Source organism: Leptothoe sp. LEGE 181152 (genome assembly GCF_032906605.1).
GTDB lineage: Bacteria > Cyanobacteriota > Cyanobacteriia > Phormidesmidales > Phormidesmidaceae > Leptothoe > Leptothoe turfae.
This window is the reverse complement of sequence record NZ_JASATU010000003.1, coordinates 222,865-249,032: the sequence shown is the minus strand read 5'-3', so window position 1 is coordinate 249,032 and position 26,168 is coordinate 222,865. Positions and strand designations below refer to the sequence as shown.

Genomic DNA, 26,168 nt, shown 5'->3' with positions numbered 1-26,168 from the left:
GCTAAGGCACCGGAATTGAATCGGCCTTGGGTAAAAAATCATTTTGACGCCAATGGGTTACATAGGTTTTGAGTAATGTTTCATCTAAGAGCGGATAGCTCAAACCACTGTTAGCCAGCCCAATAGCAGTATTTTGGGTATTAATACGGCTAAAATCTATCCCAGCTTTTTGAAGATTTAGTAGATCTTCTCGAAAATCTACCATGTAAGGATAGAGAGAATTCTCAGGACATAGTTTTAATATGGCGACCCACTGATCTAGGGGAATTTTCTTAAGGGTATACCCAAAAGAACTTAACCATTGGAACAGGTTCTCCGTGGGGATAGATTGGGGGTGAAGCAGATGGAATGTAGACCCCATAGGTTGAAGAGAAAGCTGGGCAATGGCTTGAGCTACATAGTCAACGGGTACATAGTTACTGAACACCCCTGGGAGCGCAGGCACCTGGCCTAGCTGAACGCACCCCTTAATCATGCGAGAAAACAAGTCTTCGTTATTACCTACTCCGGTTTGACTGTTCCCAGTCACAATACCTAATCGATAGATAGATGTGGGAAGACCGCGATCTCGCGCTGTTTCCACTAACTTTTCTGCCACCCACTTACTTTGCAAGTAGCCATGCTTCAGTCCCTTGGGAGATAGTAACGGATCCTCTTCTCGAATGGGCTCCTGGTCATCTGTATAGGCCGAGGCCATAAACACCCAAAGCGTGGAAACAAAGTGAACGGGCTTAACTCTATGGGTACAGGCCAGACGCAGCATTTCTACTGTACCCAACACATTAGTCGCCTTCAAGGTGGAATAGGGATAAACATGATTAACCCATGCTCCACTGTGGTAAATCACTCCGATGTTCTCGGCTAGTTGTTGAAACACCTCGGCTGACAGACCCAGCCAAGGTGCTGATAAATCCCCCACCACTGGCACAATACGCTGGTTAAACCAGGGCTGCCATAAACCAAAGGTTTCAAGTTGGCGCTTTAGCTTTTGCTGGGCAGCCGCAGCATCTTGAGCCCGGATAAGACAATAGATATCGACGGTTGTTTGCTGCAGTAGTTCAGCTAACAGGTGAGCGCCCACTAGACCAGTGGCTCCAGACAGCAAAATTGGTTCGGCATGTAACGGATCTGATACGGACAATAATGCCGGGTTCGTAGGATCGATAGCTGGCTCTAAAATGGCCTCTGCTTCTAAATCTGGTTCTGCACTATCGGTTGCTTCTACTGTCGTTCCATCACGGGCGTCATCAATAAATCGAGCTAACCCAGCAATAGTTACCCCTTCAACTAATTGCCCCAGGGGAATGTCCACCCTCAGGGTACTTTCGAGCGCTTCTTTGAGTTCGAGGGCCATCAGGGAATCGAGGCCTAAATTACCCAAAGGTTCAAGCAGAGAAACTTGGGCTGGGGGTAGCTCCATGATTTGCGCGATCGCAGTTTGAATATGGCTACTCAAAAGCTGCTGACGCTCGGCACTAGATGCTGTGTCTAGTTGAGCAAGAATACTCTGTTGGGAACGGTGCGTTCTTGGTAATTCTGCACTTACTACGAGGTCAGGTTGATCCTTAGAGAATAGCTCCTGTCGATATTGTTGAGATAATTGCCGTAATAGCTTCGGTAAAAGCTGTTGTTCAGCCGGAGAAAAAATCCCCCCCGTACTCAATTGATGGACTAGCGCGTCCAGATGGCCCGTTTGTAGAGCTTGCATCACAGGGGATAAAGCTGGGACAGACAATGGATCCGTCATGACTTGACGCTGAGGGTAGCCCTGATAAAAGCCTGCCCAATCAATGGGGACTCCACGGATATAGAGTTCGCCCAGACTGCGCAGCAGTTGTTTCCAATCCGATAATTTCTCCCGTAAACTTGCTAGCCACAGCCCGGTTCCAGGCGGTACACTGGCCCGCCCCATGCTCAAACTGGCGGCATCGTCGCTGACGCCGAGAAAAATCTCGCAGCCATTATGCAGACAGGTGTGAATCGCTTTAGAAAATTGGGCTGGTTCCAGGGCCATGCGAGTCCAATAATTCGAGGTGGTCAGGACCTGATCAACTAGCTCTCCCGTCAAAGAAGACACCACCTTTAACTGGGGAGGAGACAGAGAAATATCTGCCATTGTTGGCGTATTTTGTACTTCCGGTGTCTGGAGCTGTTGAGTATGGAATCCATAGGTCAGCTGTAGATCAATGGTGGCCACCTGTTGATCACTCAGGTGTTGGATCACGGCCTCCATCGCTGCAGGTTCTCCTGAAATTAAGTTACAGGCCCCGGCGTAAACAATGATTGACACCTCCTGGGCAACAGGTTTAATTGCTTCTGTTACTACAGCTTCATTAGCATTGACGATCACCGCTTGATGGGTGGGAGCCACTCCCTTTAATGCCTGCCCAAAGGATGCCAACAGATGTAATGTATCGTCTAGGTCAATCACCCCAGCCACATGGGCCACAGTGTATTCACCAAAACTGGCCCCCAGCAACAATGATGGTGTTATTCCCCAAGATTTCCATAGTTCATACAGGGCATATTGCAAGGTAAATATGACAGGCATGGCATAAACCATGTCCTGATCAGTTGTTGGGGCAGTTTCATTAGGAGATTTATTGGCAGAATAAAGGTAATCCAGCAGCGATCCTCCCAAGAGAGATTGCACAATGGCATCACAGCGTTGGATGGCTTCTCGAAAAACAGGTTGAGTTTGATACAGTTCATACCCTGCCCCGCGATAGGGCCATTGAAAGCCGCCAAATAGAAAGGTGATGTCCGCACTTGTGGGGCTACTGATTTGTCCCCACAACACATTGGGAACATCTTGCCCCGCGAGGAATTGGAGGATAGTCTGATGCAGTTCTTCTGCGGACTGAACGATGACGGCTAGGCGATGGGGATGGCGCGATCGCGCTCCACTATCATAAGTATTTGCCTCAAAACAAATCGCTGTTAGATCTGGTTTAGCTCCTAAATCTAACGATGTTTGTAGGCGCTTGACCGTAGCTTCAGCCTGGGTAAATAGCTCTGCTTCAGTAGCTGCAGATAAACAGAAAATTTGAAACGGAAGATAGCTAGTATCCGGAATTCTCCGCGCATGGGACATCTCTACTGAGGGGGCGCATGGCCATGCACCCCTACGATCAGACAAACTTTTATCTTGTATGTCCGTTTTTGGCTCTTGGAACCAATGGCGCTGACGCTGCCAGGGATAGGTGGGTAAGTCAACTTTTTGGTAATCAACACCGACATTAACCTGTTGCCAGTTCACCGCTGCCCCTTGCACGTAGAGCGAACCTAAATTCTGTAAAATAGAGTCCTTGTCAGATTGGCTTGGATACAAGCTGGGCAACCATATCCCTGAAGATATGCATTGTTGTCCCATCCCAATCAATAGCGGCTTAGGCCCCATTTCCAGGAATAGTGGCTCTGTTAAAGAGTGCGTCTTCCCGTTTTGAGACGGCACCTTTTCTAACGCTTGCTCAGGTCCCAGAAGATCGCTGGACTCCTGGGTTTGTTCATACAGTGTTCTAATGGCAGCCGTAAACTGAATGGGTTGGAGAAAATGATCGCTCCAATAATCAGGGGTAGCCACCTCATCTCCTACTAAAGTGCCATTAATGGTTGAAACCAGGGGAATTTGCGGGCAGGCATAGGAAATGTTCTCTGCAGCTTGCCTAAATTTCGCTAGCAACGGCGTTAATAGCGAAGACTGAACCCAATGGGGCGAAAGCGCACCCGTTTCCAAGCATTTGTATAGGATGCCCTCATCCTCCAAGGCATCACAAACGTCAGCCATTGTTGCAGTCGCACCAGACAGTACAAAATGATTCGGACTGTTATACGCCACTATCTCAACGGATGCTCCATAGGAGGCCAGCAATGTCTGACATTGGGATACAGGTGCGAGCACGGTCAGTGCCTGTCCCCGATCTGTGATGTTTGCCCACCATTGGTCCCTCTGGGCAATCAACTGTAGTCCATCCGCCAAGCTAAAAACACCCGCAACACAAGCCGCCACAAATTCTCCTAAGCCATAGCCCATCACCTGGTTAGGCTGAATACCCCAGGATTGCCAGAGCTGAGCGAGGGCATATTCAAAGGCGAATAGGGCGGTTTGGGGGAGAGGGGGAGAAGGAGAGGGAGACTGTAGGGGCTGGCCTTGTGCCTGCCCTGACTCAGAGGACAACAGATCCGGATAGAGAATCTCCAGCAGATTGTAATGTGGACGCAGAACCTCGGTACATTGGTCAAGGGCTTGCCGGAAAACAGGGTAGGTTTCATAGAGCTGCTGCCCCATTCCTGAATATTGAGCACCGTCCCCCGTAAACAAAAAGGTAATGTTGGGCCTGTGGTTCGTCTTAGGCAATTGCCACTGCTGCACCTGGGCTGACGTCTGACCCGCTTCAAGTTGTTGCAGTGCCGTCATCAGCCCTTGCCGATCGGTAACTCGAATCGCTAACCGATGGGTAAAGTGAGATCGCCCCACCTGCGAACCACAACAAATATCTGCCAATCCCTGCTCAGGATATCGTTCTAAGTGTTGCCCATACTGATTCACTAGCGTCTCTAACCCTTTTTTACTCTTAGCCGACAACGTAAGTAAATTTTTAGACTGATTTTCCGACTTCCGACTTCCGACTTCCGATTTTAGTTTTCCGACTTCCTCCACAATCACATGGGCATTTGTCCCACTAAACCCAAAGGCACTCACCCCAGCCATACGTCGGTCATCCTTAACGTCCCAGGGTGTCAGGCTTTCTGGCACCGTCACCGGCAACGTATCCCAATCAATGTGCGGGTTCGGTGTCTGGCAATGGAGGTGGGGGACAATTTGTCGATGCTGCAGTTGCAGAACCACTTTGATCACACTGGCAATACCAGCTGCAGCTTCTAGATGACCAATGTTGGTTTTGACAGAGCCGATATGCAGAAATTGAGCGGTGGTGCGATCCCGAGGGAAAATCTCCCCTAAGGCATTGACTTCAATGGAGTCTCCCAGAAGGGTGCCTGTCCCCTGCACCTCCACATAGCTAATTTGTGAATGATTGACACCACTGTTCGCCAGTGCTTGGCGGATCACCTCAACTTGGGCAGGGCCATTAGGAGCCGTTAACCCACCCCGATGGCCGTTCTGGTTAGTGGTTGAGCCCCGCAGGATAGCCTGGATGGGGTCTCCATCCGCCAGGGCATCCGAAAGCCGCTTGAGCACAATCACCCCGCAGCCTTCACCGCGAGCATAGCCATTGGCACCGGCATCAAATGTGCGGCAAGGACCACCAGGAGACACCATACCGGTTTGGGAAAGCACCTCATGGGTGTGGCTATCCAGTAAGAGATTGACCCCACCGGCCAGCGCCAGGGTACATTCTCGTTGCCGTAAACTCTGACAGGCCAGATGAACGGCAACAAGGGAAGAGGAACAGGCGGTATCAACGGCTAGACTTGGCCCCGTTAGGCCCAGCTGATAAGAAAGCCGACCAGCCGCCGTACTGAAAGCATTACCGGTCCCAGAATAGGTGTCGATGGGTTCGTCTGCCGCCAACAACTGATTGGCATAGTCCTGGCTGCTAATACCGACAAACACCCCTGTGGCACTGTTGCGCAGCTGGTGTGGCACCTGATGGGCCTGTTCCAACGCCTCCCAACTGACTTCTAGCAGCAGGCGTTGCTGCGGATCCAAATTACGAGCTTCCCGAGGCGTAATCCCAAAAAACTGGGCATCGAAGCTATCCACCTGGTCCAGCAGTCCCGCTAATGATGTCGTGGTTTCATAAGTAGCTGCCTGCCCAGGCCAACGATCTGAGGGAATTGGGCCAACGGCGTCTTGTCCCTGCTGGAGCAATTGCCAGAATTCATCAGGAGAATTAACACCACCGGGAAAACGGCAGCCCATGCCGATAATGGCGATGGGCTCAGTCTGGGCAGACTTCACCGCTTGCAGTTCAGCCCGCATTTCCCTAAGGGCAATCAAGGCTCGCTTAGTAGCGGACAAGCTAGTGGCGGACAAACCATCGGGCTGATGTTGAGGTGAAGGCGTTGAATGGTTACTACTCACGTTATTGCCCCCCTGATGATTGAGTGATACTTTCCAGTTCTTGCAACAGAATGGCTTCGGCTTCAGCTTCTGAAAGCTGGGTCACCTCTGCTCGAATCTCAGAAACATCTGTTTGCGGCGAGCGGTGGGGGGGAGTCGGGTCCGGATGGTCTGGGGGAAAGATTTTCTCGAAGAGGTAAGTTGCGATCGCATCCACCGACGGATAATCAAATAACACCGTTGCCGAGATAGATATCTGCAATTCTGACTGCAGGCGATTGCGAAACTCCACCGCCATGAGAGAATCCATCCCCATATCAAACAACGACTCCTGAGGATCAATCTGTTGCAGATCAGTGATGGCCAAGGTATATCCCACGTTTTTCTGAATAAACTGAATCAACAGCTCCTGTCTCTTAGCAATTGGACCGGTTTCTAATCGCTGGAGAAACGTGGACGACGGCTGAGATGACGGTTCTGCCGGTCGTAATCCCTCCAGGATAGGCATGGTCAGATGCCTGGGCAACTGTTCAAAGAACTGGGACCAATCTGCTGGCAAGACAGCGACTTGGGCAGTAGCGGTGGCCAACAGGTCACCCAAAACCTGCACACCGGTCGCTGGGGCAATAATTCCTAAGCCCCGCCGGTCCTGAAGGGGAAGATTTGCCGCCATACCGCTAGACCACCGGCCCCAGTTAATACTTAACCCTGGTAATCCCTGGGCCTGACGGTAATGGGCCAACCCATCCAAAAAGGCATTGGCCGCAGCATAGTTCCCCTGCCCCGGTGCCCCCAGCAAAGACGCCACCGACGAGAAACAGACAAAGAAATCCAAATCTAGATGCTTTGTGTTCTCATGCAATAACCAAGCCCCCTTCACCTTAGGAGCCAGAACCTGGGCAAACCGAGACCAGCTCATCTCCTGGAGCACACCATCATCCAACACACCGGCTGCATGAATCACCCCTCGCAGCTTTGGCAGGGGGGCAATCTGTTGAAACAGCTGCGCCACATCGGCTTGCTGAGTAATATCGACTTGTAAAGCCGACACCTGTGTACCGTTTGTTTGCAAGTCAGCGATGATTTGCTGCGCCACTGGTGACGGTTGACTACGCCCTGCTAAAACCAAGTGTTTTGCCCCCTGTCGCCCCAACCACCGGGCAACGTCTAAGCCGAGAGCACCCAGCCCCCCAGTAATCAGATAGCTGCCCTCAGATTGGATAGACACTGGCCCATCGGGGAACTGCACCACCACTTTCCCAATGTGCTGTGCCTTTTGCATAAACCGAAAGGCATCAACCACATCGTCAGCGGAAAACACGCGATGGGGTAGCGGCTTTAGATGCCCCGTGGAAAACTGTTGACTTAAGTCACACCACAAATCTTGTAGCTGTCTGGGAACAGTCTGGGCAACTTCTCCCAGATCAAACAGGAAATAGCTTACATCTGGACGATGCTGCGCAACCCGCTCCGCACTCCAGATGCCCAGCTTGCCAATCTCAACAAAGCGTCCGTTTTCAGCCAGCACCTCAAAGCCCTTATCAATAAACTCTCCTGTAAAGCTATTGAGAACAATATCCACTCCCTGTCCCTGGGTTCTCTCCTGAATCTCCGTCGCAAAATCCAGGCTGCGGGAGTTCATGACATGCTCAATGCCCTGCTGTTTTAACCAATCCAATTTAGCTGGGCTAGCCGTGGCAAAAATTTCAGCCCCCACCTGTTGAGCAATTTGGACAGCAGCCTGACCCACCCCCCCAGCTGCAGAATGGATCAGAACACGGTCCCCAGGTTGAAGTTTTGCCAGATGATGCAGGCCATAGTAGGCCGTTAGATAGGTAAGCGGGAGTGTGGCCGCTTCAGAAAAGCTCATGGCCTTGGGTTTGGCTATCACCCAGTCAGCCGTCACGGTGACATAGCGACTAAAGCCATCGGGTAGGAGAATTGCAATTACCTCATCCCCCACCTGCCAGGGAGAGATCTTGTCTTCTCCGACATCACCAACAGCTGTGACAATGCCGACACATTCAAACCCAAAGGTCAACTGTCTCGCCTGAGTAATGCCAAACTGTTCAGCATAGTAATCTTTCAACAGACCCAGCGCATTCAGCACATCCCGCAGGTTCAAACCGACGGCTTTGACTTGAATCTCAACCTCTCCAGGTTTGGGAGCACTGCGTTCGAGTGGTTGCCACGAGAGTTGATCCAGCCTGCCGTATTCATGCAACTTGAGCTGAACAGACTGATGGGTCTGATGGGCCAACGCCTTGGGATTGAACTGCCCTAACCGAGCCACGTGACGCAACCCGCGCCGGTAGGCAATTTGATTTTCTGTTGAGCCAGTTCCATGGGATTCCAGTAGCGCTTGCACCAGATCCTGTACAACTTGCTCAGCCACCGGGTCTAGATCCAGACACCGCAACGATACATCTGGATACTCCAAGGCAATCACTCGTCCCAGACCCCACAGGAGCTGATGTTGGGGCGCACAGCTAGCATACTGCTGGTCTGGCAGCATATGAGCCCCCTGGGTAATTAACCATAGGGGCGGTAATGGAGTATCTGGCCAAGTTGTTGTCATACCCTGCAGTAAATGGAGGGTCATGCCACAGGTCAACGTTTCAGCGTGATCTAAGTCTTCTAGATCTGTGGCTAGACTCCAGAGATGAAGAATTCCTAGCAGGGGCGTCTCTGTTAATGCGCAATTCTGTTTTAACGATGCCAAAACCTGGCGCAATGCTTCCGGCTGACTTGGGGCCAGCTGATACTGCCCATCATCCACCTGACAAAAATCAGAACCAGGATAAACAACCACGCATGCTTGAGCATGATGATTCAGAGCATTCTTCAGTTGTTGACCAAATTTGACATCAGGAGCCAGAACTAACCAGATCCCCTGGGTCGTTGGTGCTAATGGATCTTGGGATGACGGTAACGCCTGCCACTGCAGTTGGTGATACCATTGGTACAAATCAGGAGTTTTGAGAACAGCCTGATCGGTTACCGGTACCAGGGTGAGACCAGAGAGGTCGATTATGGCCCGACCTCGGACATTACTCACACTCAAGGTAGCTTTTCTAGAACTCGCTGCATCAGTTACTATCGAACCCGCGACCCAAGGATTCAACGTTTTCTCACCTCGTCGCCAATGAAGTTTTTCAAGGGCGATGGGTAAATAGGTGGGACCCTCCTGCAACAAGATGGGGGCAAGACTCTGCAGCGCACTATCCAATAGGGTGGGATGCATATGATAGTCCTCTGGATCATCAGATCCTTTAAAGACCAATTGACCCACAATTTGATTGGAGCCTCGCCACAATTGTTGAATGCCTTGAAATTGTGGCCCGTAGTCAATTCCTCGCTGCTGATAGGTCTGATAAAGTTGTGGCATTTCCACAGCCTCTAAACAAGCGACTTTCAATGCCTCGATATCGATGTCATTGGGAGTAGTGCTCCCGTCTAATGCAGAAAGTTGCCCCTGAACATGAAGTGTCCATTTAGGTTGTTGTTCTTCTAGTTGCAGGCTCAGAATCTGGAATTCATATCGATGAGCATTGCCTGAAACAGGATTCAGCACCGTTTGGATTGTGGTGGTTTCAGTCTCAGAGAGAATGAGCCCCTGGTGAATGGTGATATCCTCCAGGAGTAAATCGTGGTTTAGCGTTCCTTGACGTGCAAACACATGATGGCCAGCTGCGATCGCAATCTCCAAATATCCCGCAATCGGGAATAGTACCTGACCAAAGATACGATGCTCCGCTAAATACCCTGGCTCCAAAGCACTCAACTGTGCTTCAAACTGAATCTGCTGCGGCTGGGTCGCACTATAAAATCGACGTCCCAACAGGGGATGAGTCTCTGTTTTGCTAGTAGAGCTAGCCTTTGGCATGGTCGGTACCATGGAGGTTTCCACCCAATAGCGCTGGCGTTGAAAGGGATAGGTGGGCAGTGGTACTTTCTGATAGTGCTGTCCCTGAGCTACATTCTGCCAATTCACCTCAACCCCATGGGTATACAGATGTCCCAGACTCTCTAGCATCTGTTGCCAGTCATCTTGTCCAGACCTCAGCGACGGTAGCCATAGCCCTTTCTCTTCTGAAAAACTCTCTTCCGAGAGACACTGTCGCCCTATGCCCAACAAAATTGGCTTTGGCCCCATCTCCAGAAAGACGTCGCAGTCCTTGGTTAACAAGGTCTCCATCCCCTGGGCAAACCGCACTGGCTGACGTACATGGTTCACCCAATAGTCTGCAGTGGCCATCGATTCATCGGCCCATTGTCCCGTCACATTAGAAATTAAGGGCAGCGTGGGTGAATGGTAAGTAATTTGGGATGCGATCGCACCAAACTCCACCATCATTGGCTCCATCAAGGGAGAATGGAAGGCATGGGATACTCGTAATCGCTTCGTCTTAAACCCATCGGCATCCAACACCTGTTGCAGTGCCTGAATTGCGTTATCTTCTCCCGAAACCACAACACTCTTCGGCCCATTGATAGCCGCCAACGTCACCTGTTCTTCATAGGGCATCAGCCGAGCATTAATTTCTGCTTCCGACCCTAAAATCGACAGCATGGCTCCACCACTGGGAAGTTGCTGCATCAACCGGCCTCGATGGGCCACCAGCTTGAGACCATCTTCTAAGCTAAATACCCCAGCAATACAGGCGGCCACATATTCCCCAATGCTGTGACCCATCACAACACTAGGCTCAATTCCCCAAGATTGCCAGAGTTTAGCCAGGGCGTATTCGAGGACGAATAGGGCAGGTTGGGTGTAGGCCGTTTGGTCAATCTGTAGGGGCTGGCCTTGTGCCTGCCCTACCTCCGAGATATCTCGGTAGAGAATGTCTAGAATATCTAGATCCAGAGATTCCTGCAGGCTCTCATTACAGTGATCGAGAATCTCTCGGAACAGTGGCTGAGTCCCATAGAGCTGCCGCCCCATATTTACATACTGAGAACCCTGTCCCGTAAAGAGAAAAGCAATTTTAGAACGCTCGCTGGCAACACGATTCCGAGAACAGCCAACCGGAATGTCTGATTGGGAGCCTAACTGCTGAAGACGATGGGTCAGTTCTGCCAAGGTGGTGGTTGCGATCGCAACCCGATAATTAAAATGAGATCGCCCCGTATTCGACGTAAAACAAATATCCGCCAGCCCTAAGTCTGAATGCGTTTCCAGATACCGTTGATACTCCCCAACCAATGCATCTAACGCCGTCCTATTTTTCGCCGACAACGTCAACAAATGCTCCGGACGACGTGGTGATACTTTCCGCCTTCCGCCTTCCGCCTTCCGCCTTCCAACTTCCTCCAACACCACATGAACATTTGTCCCACTAAACCCAAATGAACTCACCCCTGCAATCCGAGGCTCTCCCTCCCCGTCCCAGGCCGTCAGCTGAGTGGGAATCTTCACTGCCAGGTGCTCCCAATCAAGATGGGGATTGGGGGTATCGAAATGAAGGTGGGGGACAATCTGTTGATGCTGCAGTTGCAATACCACTTTCATCAAACCAGCAATCCCCGCAGCGGCTTCCAGATGCCCCATATTGGTTTTCACCGAACCAATGATGAGGGGCTGCATGGATGAACGATCCTGTCCCAACACCCGATTGAGAGCCCGCACTTCGATGGGGTCACCTAAGGGCGTCCCAGTACCGTGGGCTTCAACATAACTCACCCGGTGTGACGGCACACCGGCATTGGCTAACGCTTGTTGAATTACAGCCTCCTGGGAAGGGCCATTAGGCACCGTCAAACCACCACTGGGGCCGTCCTGGTTAGTGGCAGACCCACGAATCACCGCCAGAATCGGATCGCCATCTGCTAGGGCATCCGCCAGACGCTTCAGCACAACCATACCACAGCCTTCTCCTCTCCCATATCCATTGGCTGCCGCATCAAAGGTTTTACAACGACCATCGGGAGCCAGCATTCCAGCCTGGGAGAAGACAATGCTATTGCGAGGAGACAACATTAAATTCACACCACCGGCCACCGCCAAATGACATTCCTGCTGCTGCAAGCTCTGACAGGCTAGATGCACAGAAATTAGGGAAGAGGAACAGGCGGTATCCACCGCCAGACTTGGCCCGGTTAGCCCCAGCTGGTAAGACAGTCGTCCCGCCGCTGCGCTCAATGAATTCCCAGTTCCGAGATAGGCATCTGGGATTTGTCCAGCCACGGAAAGCCGGTTGGCATAGTCCTGAGTACTAATGCCGACAAAAACGCCTGTCAGGCTGTTGTAAAGTTGTTCGGGCAGCTGATGGGCTCGTTCTAGCGCTTCCCAACTCACTTCCAACAACAGCCGCTGCTGAGGGTCTAAACTCTGGGCTTCCTTAGGGGCAATGCCAAAAAATTGGGCATCAAAACCATCTACCTGATCTAAGAAACCACCCTCTGTGGAAATCATTTTGCCCACAGCGTCGGGATTTGGATCATAGAATTGCTCTACTGACCAGCGTTCTGAGGGGACCTGACTGATGGCATCCCGACCTTGCTGTAGTAATTGCCAAAACTCCTCGGGAGATGTCACACCACCGGGGAAACGACACCCCATACCAATGATGGCCACTGCATTCGATTGCGATCGCGTTAGATCAGGATTACGGTCAGAAACTCCCTGACTCTTTTCATCTGTTAATTCAATCTCAGCGTCTAGCGATAAGATATCCTGTTCCAGATAATCCACCAGGGCCTCCAGAGTCGGGTAATCAAATAGCAATGTGGACGGCATCGACAAGCTTAATTCCGACTGCAAACGATTACGAAACTCCACCGCCATCAGCGAATCCATTCCCAAGTCAAATAACGACACCCGCGATTCAATCCGCTGCACATCGGTCATCCCTAATACTTGGCCCACCTGTTGTTGTACAAACTTGACTAAAATCTCCCGCCGTTCTTCCCCAGGCGTTGCTTTTAAGGTCACAAGTACCTCAGACGATTTGGAAGGAGACAATTTTGCCCCTCGGAAGTTGTCTAGCACCGGCAATGCCAGGTTCTTCGGCAGCTGAGCAAAAAACTGAGGCCAGCTCACTGGAAAAATTCCCACCTGGGCCTGCGAGGTGCCTAAGAGATTGCCTAAAACCTGTAATCCAGCACCTGGCTCAATAGCCCTTAATCCCTGCACCTGTTGACGCACCTGATGTTTGCGTTCCACATTGGCTGCCATGCCGTCCAGGGACCACCCGCCCCAATTAATACTCAGACCGGGTAATCCCTGGGCTTGACGATAGTGGACTAACGCATCTAGAAACGCATTGGCAGCAGCATAGTTTCCCTGACCGGGTGAACCCAACAGAGATGCCACTGAGGAGAAACAAATAAAGAAATCCAGGTCTAATTCCTGTGTGCCCTCATGTAACAACCAGGCCCCTTGCACTTTAGGTGCCATCACCTGGGCAAATCGAGACCAGCTCATGTCCTGCAAAATACCGTCATCCAGCACTCCAGCAGCATGGATAACACCGCGCAGTGTTGGTAAATGTGTGGCAATGTGTTGAAACAGTTGCTCCACCTTTCTCTTTTGGGTGATATCGGTTTGAATAACAGCAACCTGTGCTCCTGCGTCCTCTAATAGGGAAAGCCTGTCCTGTACAGATTGAGACGGTGTACTGCGTCCCACTAGAACGAGATGGACTGCCCCCTGCTGCGCTAGCCATTGAGCAACTTCTAATCCTAGGGCACCTAAGCCCCCCGTAATTAAATAACTGGCTTCAGCTCGAACAGCCACAGACGAGGGTTCTGACGAAGCTGAAATCTCATCGGCAAAACTCACCACCACCTTGCCAATGTGCTGGGCCTTTTGCATAAACCGAAAGGCATCCATCACCTGATTTATGGGAAAGAGCCTATGGGGTAATGGTTGGAGAGTTTTATCAACAAAGTGCTGGCTTAGCTCACGCCATAGATTTTGAATCAGGTCAGGATGGTCTTGGGCGACGTCTCCTAAATCAAAGGGATAATAACCGACATCAGGCCGCTGCCGTTGCACCTGCTCCGGACTCCAAATACCCAATTTGCCAATTTCAATAAAGCGTCCATCGTCAGCCAGGGCATCAAAACTTTTATCGATAAAGTTTCCGGTGAGACTATTCAGGACAATATCCACCCCCTGGCCTTGGGTTTTCTCGTGAATCTCCGCCGCGAAGTCAAGGTTGCGGGAGTTCATCACATGCTCAACCCCCTGCTGTTTTAACCAATCCCATTTAGGGGGACTGGCTGTCGCAAAGACTTCCGCTCCAGCCCGTTGGGCAATTTGCACAGCAGCTTGACCCACCCCACCTGCAGCAGAATGGATCAAAACTCGGTCGCCCGGTTGAATATTGGCTAAGTAGTGAAGTCCATAGTAAGCCGTCAGGAATGTTAAGGGTAATGTGGCCGCCTCAGTAAAACTGATGGCAGTTGGTTTGGGCATCACCCATTCGTTGGGAACAGTAACATAACTGCTAAAGCCATCGGGCAACAGAATGGCAATGACTTCATCCCCCACTTGCCATGGAGAAACTTTCTCTCCATCAGCATCACCCACAGCGGTAATAATCCCAGTACACTCAAAGCCAAAGGTGAGTTGGTCAGGGTGGGTAATTCCCAACGACTCGGCGTAATACTCTTGCAAAAGCCCTAGAGCATTGAGCACATCCCGCAGGTTGAGACCCACGGCTTTAACTTGAATTTCTACCTCCCCAGCCCTGGGGCGGCGGCGCTTCAGGGGTTGTAGAGAAAGATTCTCTAATAGGCCATAGGCCGAAAGCTTTAGCTGAACGGGTTGAGTGGCTGAAGATAATACGGGTGGAGAACCGTCTGGATATTGCGATCGCACCAACCTAGCCACATAACGTTTGCCCTGGCGATACGCAATTTGATTCTCCACCGTAGGCCATAACAGTTCCTGTACCAGTCGATGGGTCAAGTTCTCGGGGAGAATTTTGTAGGGGCTGTGTCTTGTGCCAGCCCTGCCACACCGATAATCATCAGCCTGGGTTTCATAAGGGGGCAAATCCACCTGACGACAGGACAAGTCAGGATATTCCAGGGTGATCACCCGACCTAGCCCCCAAAGAGGGCTTTGTTGAGGCTGCGCCACATCCGTTGCCAAAACAGGTTGTGCAGCCTGGGTCATCAACCAGATTGTGGGATTCGCTGGCCCAAACTGCTGTGAGGAGTGCTTATTTAGTGCCTGTACCAAATGCAACACACTACCACAGCCGATTTCTTGAGCAGTTTGTACAGTTTCTAAATCTAAGGGGGCCTTTAAAGCAGACTCTCCCCAGAAATGGATAACTCCCCGAATTGGACCACAGTCCTGCAGTAGCTGATCAAATGCCTCTGGTTGAGTTGGGGGAATTTGATACTGGGCCGCATCTAACTGGCGATACTCCGTCCCGGCTACAGCCCAGACACATTGCTGTGACTGTTGTTTTAAGGCAGCAGCTAATTGCTTGGCTAAGCCATCCTCATTTGCTAACAAAAGCCAGGTTCCCGCTGCTGGCTTTGGAGAGAGTTCTTGTGGTGGTTTATAGGGTTGCAACTGCCAATCAAGACGATAGCACCAGTCTTTAAAGCCAGGTTTGAAACATTTAAGTAATGCGTCTAAAGTGGTTGAGACTACTTTGAATCCTTTGATGTGAGCTAAAACGCGGCCCTGATCATTGGCCAGGATAATATCTCCCTTTAATGGCTGATTGGGCTGAACCGACGCGATCGCCCATACACTAGTCTCGGCAGTCTCGACAGATTGACTCACCCTGACCTGGTCAACGGCTGCTGGCAGATAAAGCTGCCCCGGTGCTAAGTCAGCTTCCGCCAGGGAGTTAGCATAGATCAACACCTGAGTGGCAGCATCGAGCAAGGCTGGGTGTAATTGATAGGCTGTGGCAGAGGCGTTTAATGACTGGGGCAATTCAATGCGAGCAATGGCCTGATGCTCCCCTTGCCAAATCTGTTGAACTCCCTGGAAGCTAGGGCCATAGGTAATACCTTGTTGTTGATAGGTTTGATAGTGATCGACAGCCTGAATAGCCTCAGGGCAAGCGGCCTTAATTTGTTCCAGCGTAACCTGGTCGGTTGATTCTTGATCTGCATCAGCCGTGCCAGCCCGTAACAGCCCTTCTGCATGGAGAATCCACTCAGAGTCTTGATCGTCTTCACCACTATTTTCTGTTGAGCGATGGCTAGGTAACGCTTCACTGAAGATTTGCAAGCAATAGGTTTCCAATGAATTTTCAAGGTCATCGGAAATGTCCGACGTTAGGACCGTTTGAACTGTTCTGTTGTTCCCATCGGGAAAAATTAAGCCTTGCCGAATAACCAAGTCTTCCAGAGTCCAGTGAGAGTCTTTCCTATGGGCATGGGCAGCTGCGAACGCCATTTCCACATAGCCCATCATCGGAAACAGCACCTGGTCAAACACTTGATGGTGACCCAAATAGTTAGGCGACTCTGCTGCCACAACAGATTCAAACCGAGCTTGATCATCCGCTCCGGGTAAGGGAATTTGTCGGCCCAGTAAGGGATGACCAGCCCACTGTCTGTTTGACGCTCTGACGTTCTGCTTTATCTCGTCCAGCCAATAGCGCTTTCGCTGAAAGGGATAGGTGGGAAGAATTATCTTCTGATGGCCATAGCCTTGTTCCACCCCCTGCCAATTGACCTGCCCTCCGTGCACATATATCTGACTCAAACTTTGAAAGAGCTGTTGCCAATCTGCCTGGCCAGGCCGTAAAGATGGCAGCCATACCCCCTTCTCTTCACACCGCTGTCCCATGCCCAACAAAATTGGCTTTGGACCCACCTCTAAAAAGACATCACAGTCTTTGGTCAATAAAGTGTCCATCCCCTGGGCAAATCGCACCGGCTGACGCACATGGTTCACCCAATAATCAGCAGTCGCCACTGACGCATCGGCCCAGTGACCAGTAACGTTAGAAACAAATGGCAGCGTTGGTGAGTGATAGGTGATCTGGTTTGCGATCGCCCCAAACTCCGCCATCATCGGCTCCATCAATTGAGAATGGAAGGCATGGGAAACCTGTAACCGCTTCGTCTTAAAGCCATCCGTTTCTAAGGTTTGTTGCAATGCCTGAATCGCACCATCGGTCCCAGAAACGACAATACTTCTTGGCCCATTAATGGCCGCAAATGTAACCTGACCACCATAGGCCGACAGTCGCGGACTAATCTCCGCCTCTGATGCCAGAATCGATAGCATTGCTCCACCCGCTGGCAGCTGCTGCATCAATCGACCCCGATGGGCCACCAGTTTCAGCCCATCCTCCAAGCTAAACACACCCGCTACACAGGCCGCAGCATACTCACCAATGCTGTGCCCCATAAGCACATCTGGCTGGATACCCCAGGACTGCCAGAGCTTAGCCAGGGCATATTCAATAACAAAAAGAGCCGGTTGGGTGTAGATAGTTTGATTGAGGAGAGGGTGAGCATTAGACGGTAGGGGCTGGCCTTGTGCCTGCCCTGGGTCAACCTGTAGGGGCTGGTCTTGTACCTGCCCTCCCTCAACAAGATCTGGATAGAGAATAGCAAGGATATCCCCCCCCAGATAGGGCCGCAAAATCTCATTACAATGCTCCAAAATCTCACGGAACAGTGGTTGCGTCTCATACAATTGACGCCCCATATCCACATACTGAGACCCTTGTCCCGTAAAGAGAAAAGCCACTTTGGGACGCACACCTGCACTGTGATGCCGATAAACACCCACAGGGGCTTCTTCCTGACTGTTTATCTGCTTGAGAGTTTGAGCCAATTCTGCTGATGTGGAGGTCGCGATCGCCACACGATAATTAAAATGAGATCGCCCCGTATTCGCCGTAAAACAAATATCCGCCAACTCTAATTCTGAATGACTTTCTAGATGCCGCTGATACTGCCTAATCAGATCATCTAAAGCCCCGTCACTCTTAGCCGACAATGTCAACAGATGTATCGAACGACTCTGTAATACATTCTTCTTACTTCCGCCTTCCGCCTTCCGCCTTCCGCCTTCCGCCAACACCACATGAGCATTCGTTCCACTAAACCCAAACGAATTCACCCCAGCAATCCGAGCCCCTGACTGCCCATCCCAGGCCGTCAGCTGAGTCGGAACCGTCATCGGCAAATCCGACCAATCAACATGGGGATTTGGTGTTTCGAAATGCAGATGGGGAGCTATTTGGCGATGCTGGAGCTGCAACACAATTTTGATTAATCCAGCAACGCCTGCAGCAGCTTCCAAATGACCAATGTTGGTTTTCACCGAACCAACAGCCAGGGGACTATTCGATAAACGATCTGGGCCAAACACCTGATTGAGGGCACGGATTTCAATCGGATCGCCCAGGGGTGTCCCCGTCCCATGGGCCTCTAAATAACTAACCTGATGCGCCTCAACACCGCTATTCGTAAGAGCCTGCCGCAGTAGTTTCTCCTGGGCAAGACGGTTGGGAACAGTAAGACCACTACTGGCACCATCGTGGTTAACGGCGGAACCACGAATAATTCCTAAAATCGGATCGCCTGCTGCTTGAGCCTGGGACAGAGACTTGAGGACAACTATGCCACAGCCTTCCCCTCGACCATAACCATCCGCAGTGGCATCAAAGGTTTTGCAACGACCATCGGGGGAGAGGGCTTTGATGCGAGACAGAGCAGTGGTAGTAAAGGGGGCCAGAATCAGCTGCACTCCGCCAGCCAAAGCTAGGTCACATTCTCCCTGGCGCAGGCTTTGACAGGCAAGATGAATGGCTACGAGAGAAGACGAACAGGCCGTATCCACTGCTAATGTTGGGCCTTGCAACCCCAGCACATAGGACAAGCGACCAGCAGCACAACTAAAGCTATTGCCTATGCCATCATAGGCCGTGATCTGGTCTAAATCTTGCATACCCAGCTGACTGTAGTCATTCTGGCCAATGCCGATAAAGACGCCCGTCTGACTATCTTGCAGCTGGTCAGAGGCTTGTCCCGCCCGCTCCAGGGCTTCCCAGCTTACTTCCAATAACAAGCGGTGTTGAGGATCCAGATGCTTGGCCTCGCGGGGAGAAATGCCAAAAAATTCAGGTTCAAACTGATCCACCTGGGACAACAAACTAGCACTACGGATATACATTTTGCCAGCTGCATCAGGATCAGAATCGTAGAGTGAATCAATGTTCCAGCGTTCAGTTGGAATCTCTGCAACCGTATCCACACCTTGACTCAAGAGACTCCAGAATTTCTCAGGGCTATCAGCACCACCAGGGAAGCGACATCCCATGCCCACAATGGCAATGGCATCTTCGTCAGTCTGTTTAGGAGATTCCGATGTCCCCGGAGACGGCTCTATAGCCTGTGATGCTGACGCAGAGAACTGCAAAACCTCCTGCAGCAAATGATCCGTTAGCTTATTGATAGTTGAATATTCTAATGCTAGGGTAGTAGACAGGGGCTGATTCAACTGTTGGCGCAGACGATTGATCAATTCCACCACCATAAGAGAATCCATGCCCAGTTCGGTAAATCCCCGATCATGGGAAATAGAAGCGATCTCTTCGTAGCCTAAGACTTGTGCAATGTGCCTCTGTAAGTAGTTTTGGAGAATTTCTCTGCGTTCTTGTTCTAAAGCTGCGTCCAAATGTGTCAGTAAAGAAGATTTAACAGGTTTAGAAGAATCTGCAGAAGGATCTGGATATTGGGTGAGCCAGTCGGCTAGTAGGGAACCAGGCTTGGTGCGATCGCAGCGCCAACGCTGCGTCAACTGGGGCCAATCCACCAACATCACCGCTGTTTGACCCCTGGCATCTGCATCGCTTAGAAGATCTGCTAAAGCCTGTAAACCCTGCTCAGGGCTTAGGGTATCAATCCCGGCGGTATGGGTGGAAGTAGCCACCATACCGCTTTGTTTCCATCCGCTCCAGTTAATACTCAACCCTGGTAAGCCCATACCACGGCGATGATGCACCAGAGCATCCATAAAGGCATTGGCCGCAGCATAATTACCCTGCCCCGGTGAACCGAGCAGTGCAGCCACCGACGAGAAGCAAACAAAGTAATCTAGATCTATCGCCTGGGTCAGTTGATGCAGATTCCAAGCGCCTTGAACCTTAGGGGCCATCACTGCCGTGAAGCGCTCCCAGGTGAGCTGCTGCAACACCCCGTCATCTAAAACACCAGCGCCATGGATAATGCCTCGCAGGGGCGACAAACTGGCAACAATCTGTTCCAGGATGTGAGCGACAAATGCCTCACTGGCAACATCCCCCAACAACATTAGAACGTTAACACCGGCTGCCTCTAGAGCATCAATCTGTCGCTGTTTTTCAGAGGAAGGAGGCCGACGACTGACTAACACTAAGGATGTAGCCCCAGCTGCCACTAGCCACTGAGCGACCTGCAATCCCAAAGCGCCCAATCCACCTGTAATCAGATAGGTGGCATCTTCTCGTATCACTAAGGGGCGAGACTCTGACCGGGACTGTCGCACTAGACGAGCCCCGTACGCTTGTCTCTGTCGCAGGGCGATATGATCTTCCCTATCTTCCTGCCAGATCTGTTTTAGGAGACTTTCTATTGTTGCTGAATCCCTGAATTCATTAGGCTCTAAGTCAATCAGCCCGCCCCATAGGTGGGGGTGTTCAAAGGCAATCACCCGACCCAAGCCCCACAGGGAAGATTGCCCCACAGCTAGGGTCTCTACTCTCTTATCTGATGAGGCTGGAGTCATTACAGGCTGACTGCCCTCCGTCACCAGCCACAGTTTGGGAACTGCATTTGTTGTCGCCAGAGCCTGCACCAAATTCAGCACCGTACCACAGGTATCTCTTTGGGCCTGCATCACATTAGATGACGTGAGTTCTGCTGTGGCTGGAACATCTAAACTCCAGCAATGTACCACTCGATCAATTGGCTGCTCAGCATCTGAGAGAATGGTTTGATAAAGCTGTTCAAACACCTGGGCATCTGTCGGATTCAGCTGATACTGACCGTCACCCATGGATTGAGTCGTCTCACCCTGATAAACCAACGTGTAACCATGCCCCTGTTTCTGAAGTTTCTGACCCAGCGCTTCTCCAACACCCAAACGATCGGCGAAAATTAACCAGTGACCAGGTTCAAGGGCAATCTGGGACGGAGCCTGAGGAAGCTGTTGCCACTGTACCTGGTAAAAATCAGGCTGAAACGATTCTTTTGATGCATTAGATAAGGTGGCATTTGCGGGAATTGCATCTACCCAATAGCGCTGTCTTTGGAATGGATAGGTGGGCAACGTTACCTTCTGCTGACTGTGCTCACCTGTCTGATGCAAGCCCTGCCAATCCACTGAAACCCCATGGACATAAAGATGACCCAGACTATGCAAAATCTGTTGCCAATCGTTCTGCTGAGGATGGAGCGACGGAAGCCAAATATTGTCTTCCATCAATGTCTCTGCAGGGAGACAATGTTGTCCCATCCCCAACAAAATGGGATTGGGTCCTACCTCCAAAAAGACAGAATATTTCTGGGCGAACAAACAGTCCATTCCCTGGGCAAACCGCACTGGTTGACGCACATGATCAATCCAGTACTGGGGAGTGGCGATGGTGTCATCCACCCACTGACCAGTTACGGTGGAAACCATGGTTATTTCGGGCAGGTGATAGGTGATTTGGTTTGCGATCTCACCAAATTCTTCTACCATTGGCTCCATCAACGGGGAATGAAACGCATGGGACACCGTTAACCGCTTTGTCTTAAAGCCCTCAGTGTCTAGATCTTGTTGAATCGCCTGAATCGCGCTATCCGGCCCAGAAATCACCACACTTTTTGGTCCATTGATGGCAGCAAACGTTACCTGTCCGCCATAGGGTGCCAATCGAGGCTCTATCTCTGCCTCTGATGCCAGAATGGACACCATGGCCCCACCCCCAGGCAACTGCTGCATTAACCGGCCCCGGTGGGCCACTAGCTTCAATCCATCTTCCAGGCTAAACACACCTGCAATACAGGCAGCAGCATACTCCCCAATGCTATGCCCCAGGACCATGTTGGGCTGAATCCCCCAGGACTGCCAGAGCTTGGTGAGAGCATATTCGAGGACAAAGAGGGCAGGTTGGGTGTAGGCGGTTTGGTCAATCTGTAGGGACTGGCCTTGTGCCTGCCCTGCCTCCAAGATATCCGGGTAGAGAATGTCAAGGATATCCTGATCCAGATATGCCCGCAAAATCCCATTACAGCGATCCAGAATCTCCCGAAACAGCGGCTGAATCTCATAGAGCTGTCGCCCCATATTCACATATTGAGACCCTTGCCCTGTAAATAAGAAAGCAATTTTAGATCCCTTGCTGACAACATGATTTCGGTAATAACCAACAGGAATATCTGCCTGGGTATCTAATTGTCTGAGATGATTGGCAAGGTCATGGGACGTGGAGGCTGCGATCGCCACCCGATAATTAAAGTGCGATCGCCCCGTATTCGACGTAAAACAAATATCTGCTAATGTTAACGCTGGATATTTCTCTAAATGCTGCTGATACGCTCTAATCAAATCATCTAACGCCGCTTCACTCTTCGCTGACAACGTCAACAAATGCTCCGAACAGCTTGGTCGTACATTCTGACTTCCATCTTCCGTCTTCCATCTTCCGTCTTCCTCCAATATCACATGGGCATTCGTTCCCCCAATCCCAAAGGAACTTACCCCAGCTCGCCGCTTCTCTGTGCCCTTCCAGGGACTAAGTTCTGTGTTAACAACAAAGGGCGTTTGATCAAACTGAATGCGATGATTGGCTTGTTCAAAGTGTAGGCTAGGGGGCAATTGTTGATGCTGTAGCGATAGCACTACCTTCATCACACCTGCAATTCCTGCCGCAGCCTCCAGATGACCAATATTGGTTTTAACAGAACCAATATGGCAAAACTGGTTGTTCTCAGTATCTCGTCGAAAAGCTTTGGTTAACCCTGCAATTTCAATGGGATCCCCTAGAGACGTACCTGTACCATGGGCTTCAACATAAGAAATCTCCTCAGCAGACAGTCCAGCATTATTTAAAGCCTGAGCCACCAGATTCGCTTGGGCATTGGGGTCTGGAACGGTAATGCCATTGGTTAAGCCCCCATGATTTACAGCCGATCCTTTAATCACGGCACGAATGGGATCGCCAGCGGCAATGGCGGCATGGAGGGGTTTTAGTAATATCACCCCCACCCCTTCCCCCACAGCAATACCATCAGCTCGATGATCGAACGCCTTACAACGACCATCAGGAGAATGGAGTTTCATGCGACTGCCCGCCACATAATAATCCCCTTCTAATAGGGTATTCACACCAGCGGCAAAGGCCAAATGACATTCTCCACTGCGCAGACTCTGGCAGGCCTGGTGTATTGCCACCAGCGAAGAGGAGCAGGCAGTATCAATCACCAAGGAGGGTCCCTGAAGGTTGAGAAAGAACGAAAGACGATTGGCCAGCACCGCATTATGATTGCCCACCCCCGCTGCATGATCTTCAGCCGTTAAGGTGGGAACAATGCGGGAATAATAGCCATTGCTACTGCAACCAACAAAAACACCCACAGAATTGAGAGACAGGGTTTCGGCCTGGCATCCCGCATCTTCCAAAGCTTCCCAAGCGGTCTCTAGCAATACCCGTTGCTGGGGATCCATTAAACGCGCTTCTCGGGGAGCAATGTTAAAAAACTCAGCGTCAAAGTCTTCTAAATGAGACATAAACCCACCCCAACGGGAGTAGGTTTTATCCGGGGCAGGCACAGGGTCATAAAAATCCTGCCAGTTCCAGCGGCTAGGAGGGACTTCCGTAATTGCATCCTGACCAGATTGTAACAGATGCCAAAAAGACTCTAGATCATCAGCCTGGGGAAAATGACAAGCCATGCCGATAATGGCAATATCCTCCACGGCTCTATCTATAGAAGTTTTCTTGGAAAGATTACCTTGGTTGAAGGTCCCCCTAGCCCTCTTCAATGCTGGGGAGTTAGACTCAAAGCCCCCAAAATTCGGGGTTTGGGGGCCTGAATAGCTGGCAACTTCTTTGCCAGAAATATCAATGTATTCAGGAGGATTATCTTGATTCTGATCAGGCACTTGCCCCAAGCGAATACACTCCAGTTGTTCTCGGTACTCCTGGGCCAGATGTGTAACCAGCTGAGCTAAGGTGGGATACTCAAATAGCAGGGTGGGAGGTAATGAAAGCCGAAATTTAGCATCAATCTTTTCCAACAGCTCTACTGCTTTCAGGGAATCCAGCCCCAAACTCAGCAAGCTGCGATCAAGATTGATGGCATCAGGGGCCAGGGATAGAAACTGAGCAATTTCATCCCTGACTTGAGCTTGGAACCAGCCCAATACTTCTTGGGCATCGGCTGGGGAACGCCATGGGATCGTCGATTGTTTGTGAGAGTGTTGGCTGGAGACCACGGGCATCGCAACCGCTATATTTTGCAACTCCCCTGCTAAAAACTGAGTTCGACAGGCCCGACGCTGAATCTTTCCACTGGAGGTTTTGGGAATACGCCCCGGTTTCAGTAACACCACATCGTAGAGTTGTACCTCATGGTGCAGAGGAACCGAAGATCGAATAGCCTCAACCACATCTGCGCTGTTCAGATGACGCAGATGTGTGCGCTTAACTTCTTGCACCACCACCAGGCGTTCTTGCTGATCAACTTCGATAGAGAACGCTGCTCCGCTATTAGACCGTAGTGCAGGGTGACTTTCCTCCACTGTCCGTTCAATATCCTGGGGATAGTGGTTCCGTCCACGAATAATGATCACATCCTTCAGGCGACCGGTGATAAACAGATCGCCATTATGCAAAAAACCTAAATCTCCTGTCCGGAAGAAGATGGTTTCTGTGTTGTCAGCAAGATGGGCATGAAATGCAAATTCTGAGGACTCGGAGCGACGCCAATATCCCTGGGCAACGCTACCCCCTGTGACCCAGATTTCGCCTACCTGATTATCGACACACTGCTTACAAGTTTCAGAATTGACAATCGCAACAGTTGTATCTAGCCAGGTTTGACCACATCCCACCAACTGTTTAGCATTAGGGTGAATGGGCTCTACATGAATGACCTGGTTATTGCCTAGAGCAACAGCATCGACAATACAGTGGCCAGGTTCAGAGGTTACCTCACCCCCCGAAACCATCAAGGTGGTTTCGGCCATGCCATAACATGGATAAAACGCTTTAGCCTGAAAACCAACTGAGCTAAATTTAGAGGTAAATCGTTCTAATGTTGAAAATCTCAGGGGTTCAGCACCATTGTAGGCACTTTGCCAACAACTTAAATCTAGACCATCCCGTTGTTCTGCTGTGATTCTTTGGGAACATAAATCGTAGGCAAAGTTGGGACCACCGCTGTGGGTGGCTCGATATTTGGAAATCGCCTGCAGCCAGCGCTGGGGACGTTGTAGAAAGGCTGCAGGGGGCATAATATACCCTGGAAACCCCGTGTAGAGTGGTTGTAAAATCCCGTCAATCAGACCCATATCATGGAAACTAGGCAACCAGGTAACAGAAACATCGTCTGGTGTCAGTTCAAAGGATCGTTTGATAGTCTCGCAATTATGCATCAGGTTGCCATGGGAAACCATGACGCCTTTGGGAATGCCTGTGGACCCGGAGGTGTATTGTAAAAATGCGAGGTCGGATGGATCGATTGGAATCCTCCAATTCTCATCCTGCTCAGTCTCTGCCACAAGACTATCCGTAGCCAACCAATGGAGCTGATTTAGTTCAGATGCATCTTGACACTGCCCCTGCAGACGCGGCAACAATTCAGCCGTCGTCAACGCGACCGTTGCCTGGGCATCCTTAGCAATCGCCTGTAATCTCCCCAGTTTCCGCTGATTGCGTCGGGGGGGATACGCGGGTACAGCAATCACCCCGGCATCGAGACAGCCTAAGAACCCAACAATATACGCTAGCCCTTGGGGATAGAGGAGCAGCGCTCGATCACCTACCGCACAAACCGATTGCAGCCCCAGCGCAACGACCCTAACCTGTTGCGCCAATTCTTGGTAGGTCAGGCGTCCTGACTCAATCTCTCCATCCTGCAAAAACACGTAGGCTAATTTAGTTGGTTGACTCACCGCCCTGTGGTGGAGTAACTCAACTAAATTTGAGGATTTTGACGTAACAGATTCCCTGAG

2 protein-coding genes are annotated in these 26,168 nt (G+C 50.9%); both read right to left on the bottom strand.

Going from position 1 to position 26,168, the window contains the following annotated elements:
- Position 1 precedes the first annotated feature (1 nt).
- Positions 2–6,046, bottom strand: a complete 6,045-nt coding sequence (locus QGP82_RS01815; protein WP_499056822.1) for a thioester reductase domain-containing protein — start codon at positions 6,044–6,046, stop codon at positions 2–4.
- Position 6,047: 1 nt separating this feature from the next.
- Positions 6,048–26,108 carry an SDR family NAD(P)-dependent oxidoreductase gene (locus QGP82_RS01810; RefSeq protein WP_499056821.1) on the bottom strand — a complete coding sequence of 6,687 codons (20,061 nt, stop codon included), beginning with the start codon at positions 26,106–26,108 and terminating at the stop codon, positions 6,048–6,050.
- Between the last annotated feature and the right edge of the window lie 60 nt (positions 26,109–26,168).